Annotated in this window: 17 protein-coding genes; 9 read left to right on the forward strand and 8 right to left on the reverse strand. The window is 70.3% G+C overall.

Going from position 1 to position 17763, the window contains the following annotated elements:
* Positions 1 to 22: 22 nt before the first annotated feature.
* The 3 genes from AB1K56_RS16870 to AB1K56_RS16880 all read left to right on the forward strand — a co-directional run bounded on the left by AB1K56_RS16870 (position 23) and on the right by AB1K56_RS16880 (position 1501).
* Positions 23 to 616 carry a class I SAM-dependent methyltransferase gene (locus AB1K56_RS16870; RefSeq protein ID WP_371206605.1) on the forward strand — a complete coding sequence of 198 codons (594 nt, stop codon included), beginning with the start codon at positions 23 to 25 and terminating at the stop codon, positions 614 to 616.
* Positions 613 to 855: a hypothetical protein gene (locus AB1K56_RS16875; RefSeq protein ID WP_371206606.1), complete on the forward strand. Its 243-nt coding sequence runs from the start codon at positions 613 to 615 to the stop codon at positions 853 to 855. Before AB1K56_RS16870 ends, AB1K56_RS16875 begins: the two co-directional genes overlap by 4 nt.
* Before the next feature lie 106 nt (positions 856 to 961).
* Positions 962 to 1501, forward strand: a complete 540-nt coding sequence (locus AB1K56_RS16880; RefSeq protein WP_371206607.1) for a DUF6611 family protein — start codon at positions 962 to 964, stop codon at positions 1499 to 1501.
* A gap of 82 nt (positions 1502 to 1583) precedes the next feature.
* Here AB1K56_RS16880 and AB1K56_RS16885 read toward each other — a convergent pair whose 3' ends face one another.
* From AB1K56_RS16885 to AB1K56_RS16895, 3 genes are all read right to left on the reverse strand, one after another.
* Positions 1584 to 3173, reverse strand: coding sequence for a DHA2 family efflux MFS transporter permease subunit (locus AB1K56_RS16885; RefSeq protein ID WP_371206608.1), 1590 nt, complete (start codon positions 3171 to 3173; stop codon positions 1584 to 1586).
* Complete coding sequence (locus AB1K56_RS16890; protein WP_371206609.1) at positions 3170 to 3790, reverse strand: PadR family transcriptional regulator; 621 nt, start codon at positions 3788 to 3790, stop codon at positions 3170 to 3172. The genes AB1K56_RS16885 and AB1K56_RS16890 overlap by 4 nt, the downstream gene beginning before the upstream one ends.
* Before the next feature lie 303 nt (positions 3791 to 4093).
* A complete protein-coding gene (locus AB1K56_RS16895; RefSeq protein WP_371206610.1) occupies positions 4094 to 5866 on the reverse strand; it encodes a BCCT family transporter in 1773 nt (590 codons plus the stop codon).
* Positions 5867 to 5976: 110 nt separating this feature from the next.
* Between AB1K56_RS16895 and AB1K56_RS16900 the strand changes: the two genes are divergently transcribed.
* From AB1K56_RS16900 to nhaA, 3 genes are all read left to right on the forward strand, one after another.
* The gene (locus AB1K56_RS16900; protein ID WP_371206611.1) at positions 5977 to 6909 is read left to right on the forward strand and encodes a phosphoribosylaminoimidazolesuccinocarboxamide synthase; all 933 of its coding nucleotides are present in this window, start codon (positions 5977 to 5979) and stop codon (positions 6907 to 6909) included.
* A gap of 106 nt (positions 6910 to 7015) precedes the next feature.
* Positions 7016 to 8353: a uracil-xanthine permease family protein gene (locus AB1K56_RS16905; RefSeq protein WP_371206612.1), complete on the forward strand. Its 1338-nt coding sequence runs from the start codon at positions 7016 to 7018 to the stop codon at positions 8351 to 8353.
* A gap of 215 nt (positions 8354 to 8568) precedes the next feature.
* Positions 8569 to 9900, forward strand: coding sequence for a Na+/H+ antiporter NhaA (gene nhaA / locus AB1K56_RS16910; protein WP_371206613.1), 1332 nt, complete (start codon positions 8569 to 8571; stop codon positions 9898 to 9900).
* Between the two features lie 25 nt (positions 9901 to 9925).
* Here nhaA and AB1K56_RS16915 read toward each other — a convergent pair whose 3' ends face one another.
* The 5 genes from AB1K56_RS16915 to AB1K56_RS16935 form a co-directional block, all read right to left on the reverse strand.
* Entirely contained in the window at positions 9926 to 10939 is a 1014-nt protein-coding gene (locus AB1K56_RS16915) for a LacI family DNA-binding transcriptional regulator (RefSeq protein WP_371206614.1), read from the reverse strand.
* 34 nt (positions 10940 to 10973) lie between these two features.
* A complete protein-coding gene (locus AB1K56_RS16920; RefSeq protein WP_371206615.1) occupies positions 10974 to 12428 on the reverse strand; it encodes a glycoside hydrolase family 1 protein in 1455 nt (484 codons plus the stop codon).
* Between the two features lie 29 nt (positions 12429 to 12457).
* Positions 12458 to 13363: a carbohydrate ABC transporter permease gene (locus AB1K56_RS16925; protein ID WP_136586153.1), complete on the reverse strand. Its 906-nt coding sequence runs from the start codon at positions 13361 to 13363 to the stop codon at positions 12458 to 12460.
* A complete protein-coding gene (locus AB1K56_RS16930; protein ID WP_371206616.1) occupies positions 13360 to 14442 on the reverse strand; it encodes a carbohydrate ABC transporter permease in 1083 nt (360 codons plus the stop codon). Before AB1K56_RS16930 ends, AB1K56_RS16925 begins: the two co-directional genes overlap by 4 nt.
* A gap of 76 nt (positions 14443 to 14518) precedes the next feature.
* Complete coding sequence (locus AB1K56_RS16935; RefSeq protein WP_371206617.1) at positions 14519 to 15796, reverse strand: ABC transporter substrate-binding protein; 1278 nt, start codon at positions 15794 to 15796, stop codon at positions 14519 to 14521.
* A gap of 270 nt (positions 15797 to 16066) precedes the next feature.
* Here AB1K56_RS16935 and purS point away from each other — a divergent pair, with 270 nt between their 5' ends.
* The 3 genes from purS to AB1K56_RS16950 are packed head-to-tail and all read left to right on the forward strand — an operon-like array spanning position 16067 to position 17749.
* On the forward strand, positions 16067 to 16318 hold the full coding sequence (gene purS, locus AB1K56_RS16940; protein ID WP_136586156.1) for a phosphoribosylformylglycinamidine synthase subunit PurS: 252 nt from the start codon (positions 16067 to 16069) through the stop codon (positions 16316 to 16318).
* Positions 16315 to 17022, forward strand: coding sequence for a phosphoribosylformylglycinamidine synthase subunit PurQ (gene purQ, locus AB1K56_RS16945; protein WP_136586157.1), 708 nt, complete (start codon positions 16315 to 16317; stop codon positions 17020 to 17022). Before purS ends, purQ begins: the two co-directional genes overlap by 4 nt.
* Positions 17023 to 17035: 13 nt before the next feature.
* Entirely contained in the window at positions 17036 to 17749 is a 714-nt protein-coding gene (locus AB1K56_RS16950; RefSeq protein ID WP_371206618.1) for a GntR family transcriptional regulator, read from the forward strand.
* Positions 17750 to 17763: the final 14 nt, after the last annotated feature.

Consider the following 17763-nt stretch of genomic DNA (forward strand, 5'->3'; position numbering starts at 1 on the left):
TCTGAGCGCGTAGCCTCGATCGGTGGCACCTTCCCCCGCCTACGACGCACGAGCCGACGAGTACATCGCGGCGCTCGGAACGATGGATGCCGTGCACCCGGTCGACCGCGCGATCGTCGAGGCGTGGGCCGCGCGGCTCGCGGGCCCGGTGCTCGACGCCGGCTGCGGTCCCGGCCACTGGACGGCGCATCTCGCCCGCTCGGGCCTCGACGTGCGCGGCGTCGACCTCGCGCCGCGCTTCGTGGAGCACGCGCGAGCAGCTCACCGCGGCATCCGTTTCGACGTCGGCACCATCGACGAGCTCGAGATGGCCGACGGCGGGCTGGGCGGCATCCTGTCGTGGTTCTCGACGATCCACCACGCGCCCGAGGCCGTCTCGACGCCCCTGCGCGAGTTCGCGCGCACGATCCGTCCCGGCGGGGGTGTGCTGCTCGGCTTCTTCGTCGGGAGGGTGCTCGAACCCTTCGATCACGCCGTCACGCGCGCGTGGCGGTGGCCGGTCGACGACCTGTCGGAGAGGGCGGATGCCGCGGGCTTCGACGTCGTCGAGACGCACACGCGCGCGACGCGGGGCACTCGGCCGGTCGGCACCCTGGTCGCCGAGCGACGCGCATGAGCGCAGGTGTCGTCATCGTGCGCGCCGGACCGGCTGACGCCGCCGCCATCGCCCGCTTCCAGGTCGCGGCGTGGCGGGAGTGCGACCGCCTCATCCGTATGCGAACCGTCAGGACCCGCCATCCGACGGCGGGCGGTGGAGAGCATGAAGACGTGATCGAGACCGACCTTTCCGACCTCTCCCCCGTCCGCCCCGTCGAGGCCGAGAACGAGTCCGGGGTGATCCTCGGCTACAACTGAGCCTCATGCTCACGGGGCGGCGGACGACGCCGCCCCGTGAATCCGAGGGCGTATGGCTTCCGCGAGGAACACCGAACCGCGGGGGAAGCGAGACCACGATGACGACGTGCAGTTCTCCGACAACGCTTCTCCTTCCCTCTCGAGCGGCGAGTGGGGGTCGTACGAGCGGCGCTTCAGCGCGCACGGTCTGACCGTCGAGCACCTCCGGGTGCTGCCGCCCGACGCGAGCGCCGACGACCGCCTGCGGTGGAGCCTCACCGCGATCTGGCCCGTCGTGGGCTTCTTCCTCGGCATCGCCGTGTCCGTCGCGACTCACCGGATCGCCTCGGTGGAGGTCGGCGTGGCGGCCGGTTTCGTCGCGTGGATCGCGCCCTGGCTCTGGCTGGCGTGGAGCAGTCGCGCTTTCACGCGTGAGATCCGCGAGGAGTGGCGGATCGGCAGCGCGGGATCCTGGGCGCTGGACGATTCCCCCCTTCGGGAGCGGGCGAGGCGTCTGATGGCGGCGAGCAGCGGGAAGCGGACGCCCGAGCGGGACGCGATCCTGCGACCGGTCTGGGCCAGCGTGTACGCGGAGATGGGGGGCGTCGACTCCGAAGGCGCCGCGCGCCGTCGTGGGGAGGTCGGGGACCGGCTCTTCCACGGCTGACGATGCCGGTCGCGAGCCGACGGGTGGCCCACGAACGCCGGATGCCGCCACCCGCTCGGGTGACGGCATCCGTGATCCAGCGTTACTCCCCCGCGGCAGCCGGGGCGGCCTGCGCGGCCTTCTGGGCGGCGCCCGCGTCGCGCGGCGCACCGTGCGGGCGGATCATCGACGGACGCCGCATGAACAGCACCACGATCAGGCCGACTCCGATCACCACGATCGGCAGCACGAGCGACTGCCCCATGGCCTGCGAGAACCCGCCGACCACCTGCGGCGGCAACGCACCGCCGCCGAAGCTCGCCCCGGCATCCGCTGCTCCCGGCAGGTTCGCCTCGAGACGCGCCTGCATGAACGCGGCGATGGATGCCGAACCGATGACCGATCCGACGGTGCGGGTGGTGTTGTAGATGCCGGCGCCGGCCCCCGCCTGACGCGGGGGGAGGTTGCGCGTGGCGGTGGTGGCGAGAGGACCCCACATGCCCGCGTTCCCGACGCCCATCAGCGCCGAGGGGATGAGGAACATCCAGATCGGCGCGTCGTTGAGGATCAGCGCGACGTAGATGCCGAGCGAGCCGCCCACCAGCAGCAGACCGGGGACGAGCAGGAAGCGGGGATCCGTGCGGTCGAGCAGCTTGCCGGCGAACGGGGCGAGGACGCCCGAGAGGATCGCGAGAGGGACGAGCAGCAGCGCCGACTCGGTGGGCGTGAGGCCGCGCGCGAGCTGCAGGTAGAACATCTGCGGCAGCGCCATGCTCGTCACGGTGAAGCCGACGGCCGCGATCGCGAAGTTGGCGACCGAGAAGTTGCGGTCCTTGAAGAGGTCGAGCGGCACGAGGGGTTCTCCCGTGCTGCGTCCCTGCGTCCAGATGAAGACGCCCATCACGACGACACCGGCGATGACCATCGCCCAGATCCACGCGGCCCACGCGTAGTGCTCGCCCTCCTGGAGTCCGAAGACGATGAGGAACAGGCCGATCGCGCTGAGGACGACGCCCAGGATGTCGAACTTGTGCGCCGTCCGGGGCAGCTGGGGCACGAGGATCACCGCGGCGATGAAGCCGATGATGCCGACGGGGATGTTGATGAAGAAGATCCACTCCCAACCGAGACCGTCGACGAGCAGGCCACCGGCGAGGGGGCCGACGAGCGTCGCGACGCCGGCGGTCGCTCCCCACAGACCCATGGCCGCGCCGCGGTTCTGCGGCGGGAAGGTGCGGGTGATGACGGCCATCGTCTGCGGCGTCATCAGCGCGGCGCCGAGGCCCTGCACGGCACGAGCCGCGATCAGCACCTCGAGAGAGGGCGCGAGACCGCACGCGAGGGAGGCGAGCGTGAAGATGGCGAGACCCGTGAGGTAGATGTTCTTCGGGCCGAAGCGGTCGCCGAGGCGGCCGGTGATCAGCAGCGGAACCGCGTAGGTGAGCAGATAGGCGCTGGTGACCCACACGACGTTGTCGAGGTTGTTCGTGTTCGGGTCGAGGGCCGCCTTGATCGCGGGGTTGGCGACCGAGACGATCGTGGTGTCGACCAGGATCATGAAGAAGCCGATGACCAGGGCCCAGAGGGCCGGCCACGGGCTCTTCGCCGGGGTCTTGAACGAACCGGTGCGGAGAGACCCGGTCGAGGGGGATGCGGATGCGGATGCCGTGGAAGCGGCGCGGGAGTCGGTCATGGGGTTGTCTCCTTCGAGACGCGTGCTTTCGTGAAGTGTTCCGGGATCTCGTCGGGGCCCCAGGCGAGGGAGCCGTCGGCGAGGCGCGCACGCAGGGCGTCCTGCCACGCGAGTTCGGCGTCGAGCAGCACAGCCTGCCGCTGCACCTCGACCATGAACTGGGCGGGGACACCACGGTGGGCGGCTCCGTCCAGGCCGGTGCGATGCTGGTCCATCGAGGCGACGAGCAGGGCACGGCGTCGATCGAGCAGAGCGACCACGTCGTCGCGCTCGAGGTTGTGCGCTTCGGCGAGCGCGACCCGGAAATCGGTCGGGCGCTCGATCTGCGGCAGTTCGGTGCGCACCCACTCCTCGACCGCGCGGCGCCCGGCGTCGAGAAGCGTGTACGTGGTGCGTTCGGGACGATTGCCGTCGCGGTCGACGCCGACCTCGGCGAGCAGACCGTCACGCTCGAGACGGGCGACCGTGTGGTAGATCGTGCCCTTCTGCAGCGGCACGAGACGGTCGTCCTTTCGCTCGCGCAGCAGGCGCACGAGCTCGTAGGTGTGCATGTCGCCCTCGCGGAGGGTGGCGAGGATCATGACCGCGACCGGCGTGAGGCGCGTCACATCCGGCATCCTGCTCCCCCCGATCAATGGTCCGTCTCGACTAGTCCATATGGACTATACGCTGCTCCGGCCGGACACGCGAGTGCGGGAGATGAACGTCGAGTGTCCGGACGGCGCCGCGGGCGCGACGACGCAGCGGGAACAGTCAACGCGCGGCGGAGGGCGCGGACGGGGGGCTTGCGCCGGGCCCGCGGGACGGGGTGTCGAGCGTCCTGGGGCGAGCCGGGACCGGGTGCCGGCGGCGGGGCCGCCACGCCCCGTCCGCGACGACCCCCGCGCGCACGGGGCACGCGGGGGTGTCGGAAGCCGGGACTACGTCGCGCTCGGCGGCGTCGTCACCTCGTCGTTCGACGGGGCGGTGGCCGGCGACCCGGCGCGCGTGTCCGCGGAAGCGCCCGCGGGCGCGCCGACCCGCGGGCGGCGCCAGGGGGCCACGAAGCCGAAGATGCCGCGCTGGTTGGGCTCTTCCACCTCGAGGCCGTAGTGCTGTCCGATCGAGTCGCGCAGCTGCGCGCGCTCCGCCTTGTCGTACGCCTTCATCTCGCGGCGGAACGCCACGACCGTCGCCCAGCAGATCGCGAGCAGCACGACGCTGAAGGGCAGCGCGATGCTGATCGCGGCCGTCTGCAGGGCGGTGAGACCACCCGCGATGAGCAGCGCGAACGCGATCACGGCGGTGGCGAGGGCGAAGAAGACGCGCACCCAGTTCTTCGGCTCCTCTTCGCCGCCGGTCGCGATCATGCTCATCACGAGCGCGCCGGAGTCGGCCGAGGTCACGAAGAACACCGCGATGAGGATCAGGAAGCCCACGATGAGCACCACCGAGCCCGGGATGCCCTCGAGCATCTGGAACAGCGCCGTCGAGACGTCGACCGATCCGTCGGCCCCCGTATAGGAGGCCGTACCGGTCAGCTCCCCGTAGATCGCGGTCCCGCCGAGGACCGTGAACCACAGGATGCCGACGAGCGTGGGCACCAGGATCACACCGACGACGAACTCGCGCACGGTGCGGCCGCGCGAGATGCGCGCGATGAAGATGCCGACGAAGGGGGCCCACGAGATCCACCAGCCCCAGTAGAAGGCTGTCCACGCGCCCTGCCAGGCGACGCCGTCGTCACCCGCGTAGGCGCTGACGGTGAAGGAGAGACCGACGAAGCTCTGGATGTAGTTGCCGATCGACTGCACGACGTCGCGCAGGAGGAACTCGGTGGGGCCGACGAAGAGGAGGAAGAGCATCAGGACGCCGGCGAGGACGAGGTTGATGTTCGAGAGCCACTTCATGCCCTTGCCGACACCGGAGAGCACCGAGAAGAGCACCAGCCCCGTGATGATGCCGATGATCACGGCCTGGCTGACGATCGTCGTCGGCACGACCCCGAGGAAGTCCAGGCCCGCGCTGATCTGGATGACGCCGAGACCGAGCGACGTCGCCACGCCGAACAGCGTCCCGACGAGGGCCGCCACGTCGATCGCGTTGCCCCAGCCGCCCTGCACGAGACGCGCACCGAGGATCGGCTCCAGGGCCCAGCGGATCGTGCGGGGGCGGCGACGACGGTGGAAGGCGTAGGCCAGGGCGAGGCCCAGCACGACGTAGATCGACCACGCGTGCACGCCCCAGTGCAGGAACGTCTGCGACATCGCCTGCTGCGCGAGCTCCGCGGGCGTGCCGGTCACCCCGGGGCGCGGCGAGACGAAGTGGGTGAGCGGCTCGCTCACGCCGTAGAAGACGAGGCCGATCCCCATGCCGGCGGCGAAGAGCAGCGCGAACCACGACATGGTCGAGAACTCGGGCTCGTCGTCGTCCTGACCCAGCTTGATGTTGCCGAAGCGGCTGAAGCCCATCGCCAGGGCGAACACCACGAAGAAGGCGGCGATGAGCACGTAATACCAGTTGAAGGTCGAGACGATCGCGGTCTGGACGCTGGTGAAGGTGGCCTCCGCCGCTGCCGGGAAGAACAGCGCGAACGCGATGAACACCAGGGCGATGGTCGCGGCCGGCCAGAACACCCACCCGCGGATCGTCTTGTGACTGCTCCCCCGGTGAGGGTCGACGGATACCGCGTTGTCGGAGGCTGCATCGGTCATCTTTCCAGGCTAGCCAGGGGCCTCCCGCCGCCACGGGGGCAGGCGCCGCGCGCGCCGGTGTGGAACAATCCGCACGGGTGCGTTCCGCGCACACCCGCAATAATGAGCGGGTGACCTCCGCCCCTCCCCTCGAGCTCGCCGGCTGGCGCCACGTCTACTCCGGCAAGGTGCGCGATCTCTACGTGCCCGCCGAGACGGCCCCCGACGCCGCCCCCGCGCACCTCCTCGTCGTCGCGAGCGACCGGGTGAGCGCCTTCGACCACGTGCTCGAACCCGGCATCCCCGACAAGGGGGAACTGCTGACGACGCTGAGCCTGTGGTGGTTCGATCAGCTCGCCGGCGCCGACGGCGGGTCGTCGATCCCGAACCACCTCGTCCCCGATCACCGCCTCGAGGGCGATGACACGGTGAGCCTCATCCCGGATGCCGTGCGGGGGCGCGCGATGCTCGTGCGCTCGCTCGACATGCAGCCGATCGAGTGCGTCGTCCGCGGCTACCTCACCGGCTCGGGGTGGGCGGAGTACCGCGCGCAAGGCACGGTCTGCGGCATCCCCCTCCCCGAGGGCCTCGACGACGGAGACCGCCTCCCCGAACCGCTGTACACGCCGGCCTGGAAGGCCCCGATGGGCGAGCACGACGAGAACATCACGTTCGAGCGCTCCGTCGAGCTCGTCGGCGCCGACACCGCGGGGGCGCTGCGCGACCTGTCGCTCGAGATCTACCGCCGCGCCTCCGCGATCGCCGAGGCGCACGGCCTGATCCTCGCCGACACGAAGTTCGAGTTCGGCTTCGACGCCGACGGCGTGCTGACCCTGGCCGACGAGGTGCTGACCTCCGACTCGTCCCGCTACTGGGACGCCGAGGCCTGGCGCACCGGCACCACCCCCGCCGAGCGCATGGCGAGCTTCGACAAGCAGATCGTCCGCGACTGGCTCGCCGCGCACTGGGACAAGCAGGGCGAGCCCCCCGCCCTCCCCGCCGAGATCGTCGACCGCACGCGCGAGCGCTACGCGACTCTGCTGCGCCTGCTCACGGCATCCTGACCACGAGAGCACACGATCGGGCCGAGATCGCACGTCCTCACCCCGCGGGGCCGTGTGATCTCGCGCCGAGCGTGCGATCTCGGCATCCACCACCCCAAGGAGACACATGTTCCGCTGGAAGCTGCACGGAGACGGGCGCACCGTCGCACCGGGCGCGGTCGTCGCCCCGGGCGAGCGCCTGAACTGGGGCGCGACGATCGCGATCGGCCTGCAGCACGTCATCGCGATGTTCGGCGCGACCTTCCTCGTGCCGGTGCTCACCGGATTCCCGGTGTCGACGACGCTGCTGTTCTCGGGTGTGGGCACCCTGCTGTTCCTGCTCGTCACGAAGAACCGCCTCCCCAGCTACCTGGGGTCGTCGTTCGCGTTCATCGCCCCGATCACCGCGGCGACCACCACCGCCGGAACGGGCTCGGCCCTCGCGGGCATCGTCGCCGTCGGCGTGCTTCTCATGGCGGTCGGCTTCATCGTGCAGTTCGCCGGGCTCGGCTGGGTCGACAAGGTCATGCCTCCCGTGGTCGCGGGAGCGATCGTCGCCCTGATCGGGTTCAACCTCGCCCCCGTGGCCTGGTCGAACTTCCAGGTGCAGCCGCTACCCGGCACCATCACGCTGGTCGCGGTGATCCTCTTCAGCGTGCTGTTCCGCGGATTCCTCGGGCGCATCTCGATCTTCCTCGGCGTGATCGTGGGATACGTCGCGACGGTCATCATCCAGGCCGCCACGGGCGAAACGCTGATCGATTTCGCGGCGGTCGAGGCCGCGCCGTGGATCGGTCTGCCCGTGTTCCAGTTCCCGAACTTCGCGACGCCGCAGACCTGGTCGGTCATCGCGATGTTCCTGCCCGTCGTCCTGGTGCTCGTGGCCGAGAACGTCGGTCACGTGCGCGGTGTGGCGGCGATGACGGATGCCACGGCCAACCGCTCCACCGGACGCGCGCTGATCGCCGACGGCGTCGCCACGACGCTCGCCGGTACGTTCGGCGGTTCGGGCACGACGACCTACGGCGAGAACATCGGCGTGATGGCCGCGACCCGCGTGTACTCGACCGCGGTGTACTGGATCGCCGGTCTCACCGCGATCGTGCTGAGCCTCTCACCCAAGGTCGGCGCAGTGTTCAACACCATCCCGCCGGGGGTGCTCGGCGGCGTGACCACCGCACTGTACGGCCTGATCGGCATCATCGGCATCAAGATCTGGGTCGACAACCGCGTCGACTTCTCGCGCCCCGTCAACCAGTACACGGGGGCCGTGGCGCTCGTGCTCGCGATCGCCGGTTTCACGATGCAGTGGGGTGACTTCCAGCTCGGCGCGATCGTGCTCGGCTCCGTCGCCGCCCTGGTCATCTATCACCTGGGCAACGCGATCGCCCGCGCCCGCAGGACCGGCGCCGACGACGGCGGTCCGATCCCCGCGGTGGGCCCGCTGGGCGGCGACCCGTCCTGAGTCGCCGGGGTCGCGGCATCCGGTGCCGAGATCACCCGATCGGCTCGAGCGCACCCGTTCCGCAGGCCGCGGAGCGTGTGCGCTCGAGCCGTTCGTGTGTTCTCGCGCGCGTTCCGGGCGTGGGCGTGTGCGCTCGCGCCGCCGGTAGAATGGGGAGCGGCGTGTCGGGAAGTCTGGTCGACGATCTGTCGATCGACCCCGGAAGGGACACCTTCATGACCGAGACCCACACGCGCGCGCCGAGCTGGCCGGGCTACCGCGAAGTCCACCGCGTCACCACGCTGCTGCGCCGCGAATCCGTCGGCGGGATGCTGCTCGTGGTCGCCGCGATCATCGCGATCATCTGGGCGAACTCCCCCGCGTCCGACGCCTACTTCGCGCTGCGGGACTTCCGCTTCGGATACGAGCCGTGGCACCTCGAGCTGAGCGTCGGATCGTGGGCGGCCGACGGCCTGCTGGCCGTCTTCTTCTTCATGGTCGGCCTCGAACTCAAGCGCGAGATCGTCGTGGGGAGCCTGCGCCGCTTCCAGACCGCGATCGTCCCGGTGACCGCGGCCTTCGCCGGCGTCGCCGTGCCCGCGCTCATCTACGTCGCGATCGTGCACACGCAGCCGAGCCTTCTCGCCGGATGGGCGATCCCGACCGCGACCGACATCGCGTTCGCCGTCGCCGTGCTCGCCCTCGTCGGCTCGCACCTGCCCGGTCCGCTGCGCATCTTCCTGCTGACCCTCGCCGTGGTCGACGACCTCATCGCGATCGCGATCATCGCGATCTTCTACACCAGCGACATCTCACTCGTGCCGCTCGCCGTGTTCGCGGTCCTCGTCCTCGTGTACGGCGTGATCGCGCACCGCGCCCGCGCCTGGTTCTCGCGTCACGCGTGGGGCGCGTGGGTGGTGCTGCTGCCGATCGGCTTCGCCGCGTGGGCGTTCCTGCACGCCTCGGGCGTGCACGCCACGATCGCCGGTGTGGCGCTGGCCTTCACCATCCCGGTCGCGGCGTCGAAGCGGCAACCCGAGCACCACGGCATGGACCTCGCCGAGCAGTTCGAGCACCGCTTCCGTCCGCTCTCCAGCGGCATCGCGGTGCCGATCTTCGCGTTCTTCGCGGCGGGTGTCGCGGTCGGCGGCGGCGAGGGCATCGCGCGTGCGCTGATGGACCCCGTGACCATCGGCGTCGTCTCCGGTCTGGTGCTCGGCAAGCCGCTCGGCATCCTGCTCGGGGTGCGCGTCCTCACCCTCGTGACGAAGGTGCGGCTCGATCCCGCCCTGAAGTGGATCGACCTCGCCGGGGTGGGACTGCTCGCGGGCATCGGCTTCACGGTCTCGCTGCTGATCGCCGAGCTCAGCTTCCCGGACGGCTCCCCGCACACCGACGACGCGAAGATCGCGATCATGGCGGCGTCGCTGCTGGCATCCGTCCTCGCCTCGGCCGTGCTGCTCGTGCGCAACCGCCGCTACAAGCAGCTCGCCCTCGCCGAAGAGGTGGATGCCGACGGCGACGACATCCCGGACGTGTATCAGCAGCCGCACCCCGAGGGGCGCTGAGCGCGCGGCGACGCCGCGGACCCGATCAGGCCGATCCGCGCTCGATGACCTCGGTCGGCAGGATCGTGGCGTGCGCCGCCGGGCGCCCCGCGAGGATGTCGAGGAGCACGGATGCCATGTGGCGGCCCTGCGTGAGCGAGGGCTGGCGCACCGTGGTCAGGGCGGGGCTGAGGGCCGTGGACACCGCGGAATCGTCGAAGCCCATCACCGCGATGTCGCGCCCCGGCTCGAGGCCCTTTTCGCGCAGCACCGTGTACGCACCGCGCGCCATGAGGTCGCTCGCGACGAAGATCGCCTCGGGACGCTCCCCCGAGGCGAGGACGCGGGTCATCGCCAGCGCCCCGCCCATCTCGGTGAAGTCGCCGTTCTCGACGGCCACCGGCTCGAGACCCGCGTCGGCCATCGCGTCGCGGAAGCCCTGCAGGCGGTCGATGCCGGCGGGCATGTCGGTGGGGCCCGAGATCGTGGCGATGCGGCGGTGTCCGCGTGCCAGCAGGTAGGCGGTGGCGGCCCGGCCCCCCTCGACGTTGTCGACGTCGACGTAGTAGTCGTCGGCGCGCACGCGCGCCGGGCGGCCGCCGTAGACCACGGGCACGACGTCCGCCACGCGGTCGAGGAACGTGTCGCTGGTGTGGTGCGAGGCCACGATCGCCCCGTCGACGCTGCCGCCGCGCAGGTAGCCGAGAGCCTTGGCGCTGGCGTCGTCGCTGGCGATCAGCATGTTCATGATGTAGTCGCTCTCGCCGATGACCTCGCCGATGCCGGCGACGATCGAGGCGAAGAACGGGTCGCCGAAGAAGCGGTCGGTCTGCTCGGGGATGACGAGCGCGATCGCCCGGGTCTGACGGCTCGCGAGCGAGCGCGCCGCGCGATTGGGAACGTACTGCAGTTCGTCGATCGCGCGGCGCACCGCCTCGAGGGCCGAAGGCGAGACCGCCGTGGACCCGTTCACGACACGGGACACCGTCGAGCGGGAGACCCCCGCTCGGGCCGCGACCTCTTCGATCGTGGCGGTACCGCGCACGGGTGCGATCTCCATAACCCTGCCTCCTGGCGAAACCCGCGGACGCGCTCTAGACCGCGGGTGCGGTGGCCAGGGCGCGTTCGGCGATGATGCGAGCGTACTGCCGGCCCGAGTCCTTGAGGGTGCGCTCCTGCGTCTGGTAATCGACGTGCACGATCCCGAACCGCTTCGCGTATCCCCAGGCCCACTCGAAGTTGTCCATGAGCGACCAGTAGAAGTACCCGCGCACGTCGACGCCGCGCTCGGCGGCGTCGAGGACCGCACCGAGGTGCGCCTCGACGAACTCGACGCGCGCCGTGTCGTGCACCCGGGTCTCGCCCGCCTCGACGACGACCTCGTCGTCGTACGCCGCACCGTTCTCGGTGACGTACAACGCGACGCCGGCCTCCGACGAGTACTCCGCACTCACCCGCTCGAGCAGTCGCGTCAGCCCCTCGGGCTGCACCTCCCAGCCCATGTTCGTGCGCGGCAGGCCCCGGTCGTGCCAGTACAGCTTCTCGTGCGCCGGGAAGGGCACGCCGATCGGTCGCGTGGTGGGGGCGTCGCCCGCGGGGGGATCCACCTCGGGCGGCGTCCCGCCGACGAACTCCCCGTGGTAGTAGTTCACGCCCAGCGAGTCGATCGGGGTCGAGATGATCTCGAGGTCGCCCGGGTGCACGGCATCCTGCCAGCGCGCGACCGCCTCGGCGTCGGTGTCGCGGAAGTCTTTGATGATGTCGGCGGGGTAGGTGCCGCGGAAGATCGGGTCGAGGAACCAGCGGTTGAACTGCCCGTCCACACGGCGTGCGGCGTCGAGGTCGGCCGGAGCGGAGGGGTCGACGGCCTCGGCGACCGTGAGGTTCAGGGTGATGCCGAGGTTGAGCGCGGCGTCGCGCGCCCGCAGCTCGCGCACGGTCTGGCCGTGACCGAGCAGCAGGTGGTGCGCCGCGAGCATGCCCTCGGCCTGCGAGTAGTGGCCGGGGGCGTGGGCGCCCGCGGTGTAGCTCAGGAACGACGAGCACCACGGCTCGTTCAGCGTCGTCCACACGTCGACGCGGTCGCCGAGGGCGTCGTGCATGTCGAGCGCGTACTCGGTGAAGCGGTCGCTGGTCTCACGCACGGTCCACCCGCCGCGCTCCTCCAGGGCCTGCGGGAGGTCCCAGTGGTACAAGGTCAGCCAGGGCAGGATGCCGGCATCCAGCAGCTCGTCGACGAGACGCTTGTAGAAGTCGACGCCCCTGGCATTGAGCGCTCCGCCGTCGGGACGCACGCGCGACCACGAGGTCGAGAAGCGGTACGTCTGCAGGCCGAGCTGCTTCATCAGCTGAACGTCGCCCGCGTAGCGGTGGTAGTGGTCGCAGGCCACGTCGCCGTTGTCGGCGTTGATGACGGCGTCCGGCACGCGGCTGAACGCGTCCCAGATCGAGGCGGTGCGGCCGTCTTCGAAAGCCGCTCCCTCGATCTGGTAGGCCGCGGTCGCCGCGCCGAAGAGGAAGCCGTCGGGGAACGAACGGGTGGTGGACATGGATCGGGTTCCTTCCGTGGGCGCGAGGGTCATCCCTTGACCGCCCCTTGCATGATGCCACTGACCAACTGCTTGCCCGCGAAGACGAACAGCAGCAGCAGCGGGATCGTCGACAGCAGCACCCCGGCGAGCACGATGGAGTAGTCGACGAAGTAGTTCGACTGCAGCAGCGACAGCGCCACCGGCAGCGTCGGGTTCTGCCGGTCGAGCACGATGAACGGCCAGAAGAAGTTGTTCCACGCGCTGACGAAGGTGAACAGGCCGAGCATCGCCGCCGCGGGGCGCGCGGCCGGCGCACCGACCGTGAGGAACGTGCGGAACGAACTCGCTCCGTCGACGCGGGCGGCCTCGATGAGCTCGTCGGGCACGGCCTGGCGCAGGTACTGCGTCATCCAGAACACCCCGAAGGCGCTCGTGAGCGCGGGGATGATGATCGCGCCGAGCTGGCCGGTCCAGCCGAGCTCGCTGAACAGGATGTACAGCGGCACCACGCCCAGCTGCATCGGCACCGCCATGGTCCCGACGACGAAGACGAGGAGCCACGGGCCCCCGCGGAAGCGCAGCTTCGCGAACGCCCAGCCCGCGAGGGTGGAGAAGAAGACGACGGATGCCGCGATCAGGCCGGAGCTGATGATCGAGTTGAGCAGCGCGGGCCAGAAGTTCACCGCCGGGTCGCCGATCACCGCGGCGGCGTTGGTGAAGAAGTTGCCGCCGGGTATCCAGGAGCGGTTCGCGTCGCGGATGGTCGAGGAGTCGCCCGAACCGATCAGCAGCGACCAGTAGAACGGGAACACGCTGGCCAGCAGCACCGCGCCGAGGCTCGCATACACGATCCAGCCGGGGCGCGATCCGCGCACGGGGCGGGGGCGGCGGCGCGCGGGCGAGGGGGCGTCGCGCTCCACGATCGGGACGGGGGCGGCGTTGACGGCGGTCATCGACCCGTCTCCTCTCCGCGGACGCCGGCAGGCGCGGCATCCGCCATCATTCGTTCCTTCGCGGCCCGCGCCTGCGCACGACGCTCGCGGCGGGTGCGGGGGTCGCGGGTGCCGTCGTCGCGCACGAGCGAGCGCGTGACGACCATGTTGATCGCGCCGATGGCGAGGATGATCAGGAAGAGGATCCACGCGAGGGCGGCGGCGCGGCCGAAGTTCCACTCGCCCCAGCCGACGTTGTAGAGCCAGAGCGTCACCGTCAGCCACTGGTTATCGGCGCCACCGGTGCCGTACTGGTCATACATGCGCGGCTCGTCGAAGATCTGCAAGCCCCCGATCGTCGCGGTGATGATGACGAAGATGAGCGTCGGCTTCAGGCTCGGCAGCGTGATCGAGAAGAACTGGCGGATCTTGCCCGCGCCGTCGACCGTCGCGGCCTCGTAGTACTCGCGCGGGATCGCCTGCATCGCAGCGAGCAGGATGAGGGTGTTGTAGCCGGTCCAGCGGAAGTTGACCATCGTCGCGATGGCGATGTGGCTCGCGAACGCGTCGGAGTGCCACGGAACGGCGGGCAGACCCAGGTTCTGCAGCGTGGTGTTCACGACGCCGTACTGGTCGCCGAACATGTTGCTGAAGATGAGGGCCACGGCCACGGGGGCCATGACGTAGGGGACGAGCACGCTCATGCGCCAGAACGTCTTCGCGCGGATGTTCTGGTCGAGCATCGCGGCGATGAAGATCGCGATGATCAGCTGCGGGACGCTGGAGAGCAGGAAGATGCTGAAGGTGTTGCGCAGGGCGATCCAGAACTTGGGCTGCGAGAGCACCCACGCGTACTGATCGAAGCCGATGAACTCGCCGGAGTTGCGGACGAGATCCCAGTCCATGAACGAGATGACGGCCGTGTACGCGATGGGGAACAGCCCCGTGATCGCGAACAGGATGAAGAACGGCGAGATGTAGAGGTAGGGCGAGAGCTTCAGGTCCCACGCGCTGCGGCGGCTCCGGCCGAAGCCGAGTCGGCGCGGTTCGCGGGCGTCGGGCGCGGCGACCGGCGTCGGTCGCTCGAGTGTGCTTGTCACGGTGTCTCCTCCTCGAGACGAGCGGGACGGATGCCGTGAGCCCGGTGCGCGGGCCGACGGCATCCGTCCGCTGCGGTCAGGACAGGGCGTCGACCTCGGTCGCCCACTGCTTCCACGAGTCGGCGGCGCTCTGCGTGCCGTCCTCGACACGGGTCAGGGCCTTCTGCATCGCGTCGTTGATCTGGAAGTAGAACTGTCCCTTGAAGGGCGAGACCTTCACGGCCTGCGCGCGCTCCGAGAGCATCTCGCCGACGGGGGCGTCGTTGAAGTACGCGTTGACGCTGCCCGTGAGGGCTTCGGCCTTGAGCGCGTCGGTCTGGCTCGGGAAGGTTCCCGCGTTCTCGAACGCCTTGACCTGGGTCTCGGGGTCGGTCAGCCAGTCGGCCAGCTCCTGGGCGGCCTCGACGTTCTTGCCGTTGCCGGGGACGGTCAGGTACGACCCGCCCCAGTTGCCCGCGCCGCCGGGGAAGACGTTGGCGATGTCCCAGCCCGTGACCTCGGGGGCGTTGCCCTCGATGACGCCGAGCATCCAGCCGGGGCAGAGCATCGTGGCGAAGGCGCCGTTCGACAGACCGGCGAACCAGTCGTCGGACCACTGACCCAGGTGCGCGGACTGGGTGGCGCTGGCGGCGAGCACCTGGTCGTAGATCTTCTTGACGTCGGGGTTGCTCGTGGCGGTGATCGAGCCGTCGTCGGGGTTCTCGTAGGCGGCCTCGACCTGGTTGATCGCACCCTGGTAGGTGCCGCCGGCGGAGTCGAAGAAGGCCTTGCCGGTCGCGGCGACGTACTTGTCGCCCGCGGCGAAGTACGTCGACCAGTCGCCCTCGAGCATCTTGGCGACCTCGGCGCGATCGGTGGGGAGTCCCGCCGCGGCGAAGAGGTCGGAGCGGTAGCAGACGCCCTCGGGGCCGATGTCGGTGCCGTAGCCGACGAGCTTGCCGTCGGAGCTGGTCGCGGCCTCGACCTTGTAGTCGAGCCAGCGGCTCTTCAGGTCGTCGGGCACGGGGGCCAGCAGGTCGGCGTACTCCATGACCTCGGGCAGCCAGTCGACCTCGATCGCCTCGATGTCGGCGAGGCCGGTCTTGCCGAGCTTCTGGAAGTAGTTCTCGCGGGCTTCGTTGCTGGTCGCGGCCTTGTTGTGCACGATCTTCACGTTCGGGTGCGCGTCCATGTACTCCTGCAGGAGCGCGTCGGTGTAGCCGAAGTCGTTGAAGGTGGCGATGGTCAGCGTGACCTCGCCGTCGGAACCGCCCGAGGCGGAGCCCCCGGCGCCGGAGCATCCGGCGAGGACGAGGGCGGAGGTGGACGCGACCGCGGCGACGAGCGCGGTCCGGCGCAGGGCATGGGTGTTCACAGATCACTCCTTTGTGGTGGGTGCGGAACGGCGTGAGTCTCCATCGTGGGAGCGCTCTCACCGGTCGAGGTCGACAGTATGGGATCGCTCCCACGGCGTCAAGGGAGCGCTCCCACACCGTTACCTGCTCGAGACCCGGCAGCCTCCCGCCGCCGAGGCGCACGCTCGGGCGCCGCGCCCGTCACGCTGGCGGCCGCGCCCGCGCACCGCGGCGCGTCGGGCGCTCGCGTAAGATGACTCCCACAACGCCACCCGACTTCTGGAGCTGCAGTGCCCACCATCGTCGTCGACGTCATGCCCAAGGCCGAGCTTCTCGACCCGCAGGGGAAGGCCGTCGCCGGCGCCCTGTCGCGGCTCGGTGAGAACCGCTTCTCCGACGTCCGCATCGGCAAGCGCTTCGAGCTCACCGTCGAGGGCGAGGTCGACGAGGCCACTCTCGCCCGGGCCCGTGAGCTCGCCGACGAGATGCTCTCGAACGCCGTCATCGAAGACGTCGTCAACATCGAGGTCATCGACCGGTGACCGCGCGCATCGGGGTCATCACCTTCCCCGGCTCCCTCGACGACCGCGACGCGCAGCGCGCGATCCGCCTCGCCGGCGGAGAGCCCGTGGCCCTCTGGCACGGCGAGCACGACCTTCAGGGTGTCGACGCGCTCGTGCTCCCCGGCGGCTTCAGCTACGGCGACTACCTCCGCGCCGGCGCGATCGCCGCCTTCGCGCCGATCATGGCCGAGGTCAAAGACGCCGCCGCCAAGGGCATGCCGGTGCTCGGCATCTGCAACGGCTTCCAGATGCTCGTCGAGGCGCACCTGCTGCCCGGCGGCCTGATCCGCAACGCCCACCAGCAGTTCATCCGCCGCGACCAGCGCCTGCGCGTCGAGAACGCCTCGACCGCCTGGACGAGCGACTTCACCGAGGGCGACGAGATCGTCATCCCGCTGAAGAACGCCGACGGCGGCTACATCGCCGATGCCGAGACCCTGGCCCGCGTGAACGGCGAGGGCCTCGTGGCCTTCCGCTACCTGGGCGTGAACCCCAACGGCTCGCTCGACGACATCGCCGGCCTCACCAACGAGCGCGGCAACGTCGTGGGCCTCATGCCCCACCCCGAGCACGCGGTCGAGCCGGGCTTCGGTCCGGGCACGGCGGCGGCCATGCGCTCGGGCGTCGACGGACTCGGCTTCTTCACGTCGGCGATCGCCGCCGCGGTGAACGCCGCCGCCTGACCCGGCGCCCTCCGTGACCGAGAAGCGCGCCCCCGACCAGGACGCGCTCATCGATCGCATCCTGCACCTCTGGCGAGCGGATGCCGACACCCTGCCGTCCGAGCCTCGCCTGGCCGAGCTCACCGGCGCCAGCCGCAACTCGGTGCGCGAGGCACTGATCCGCCTCGAAGAGCGCGGGTACGTTCACCGCACGCAGGGAGCGCGCACGTCTCCGAACCGCCGCCTTCCGGGCGTGGGCCGACGCATCGACCAGCAGTTCGACCACTCGCTGTCGATCCGCGCGGCGGGCTACGACGCGACCCTCGATCTGGTCTCGTCGGAGCGGACGAGCCTGGTTCCCGGCATCCATCGCTTCGACGACCTGCCCGACGGCACGAGCGTGCTGCGCACGGTGAAGATGTGGCGGGTCGATGGCGCTCCCTACGCGCTCGCCGAAGACCTCGTCCCTCTCGTGCACGAGGTCGAGCTCGACCCGCACCGCCCCGTCTTCGACCTCGCCGAGGCCGCCAACGGCGTGCGGGTCGCCTGGGAGACGATGTGGATCGAGGCGACCGGGTTGGATGCCGAGCGGGCGGCCCTGCTGTCGGCCGCGGCCGCGACGCCGGTCATCGAGATGACCTACTGCGGGTACGGCGCCGACGATGCGATCGGCTACTGGTCGCGCGAGGTGCAGCTGCCCGCTCCCCCGGGCCTGCGCAACGCGCTGATCCGCCGCGTGCGGTCCTGAACGGCGGGCGACCG

Origin of the sequence: Microbacterium sp. BWR-S6Y (assembly GCF_041379845.1) — a bacterium.
Lineage (GTDB): Bacteria > Actinomycetota > Actinomycetes > Actinomycetales > Microbacteriaceae > Microbacterium > Microbacterium hydrothermale.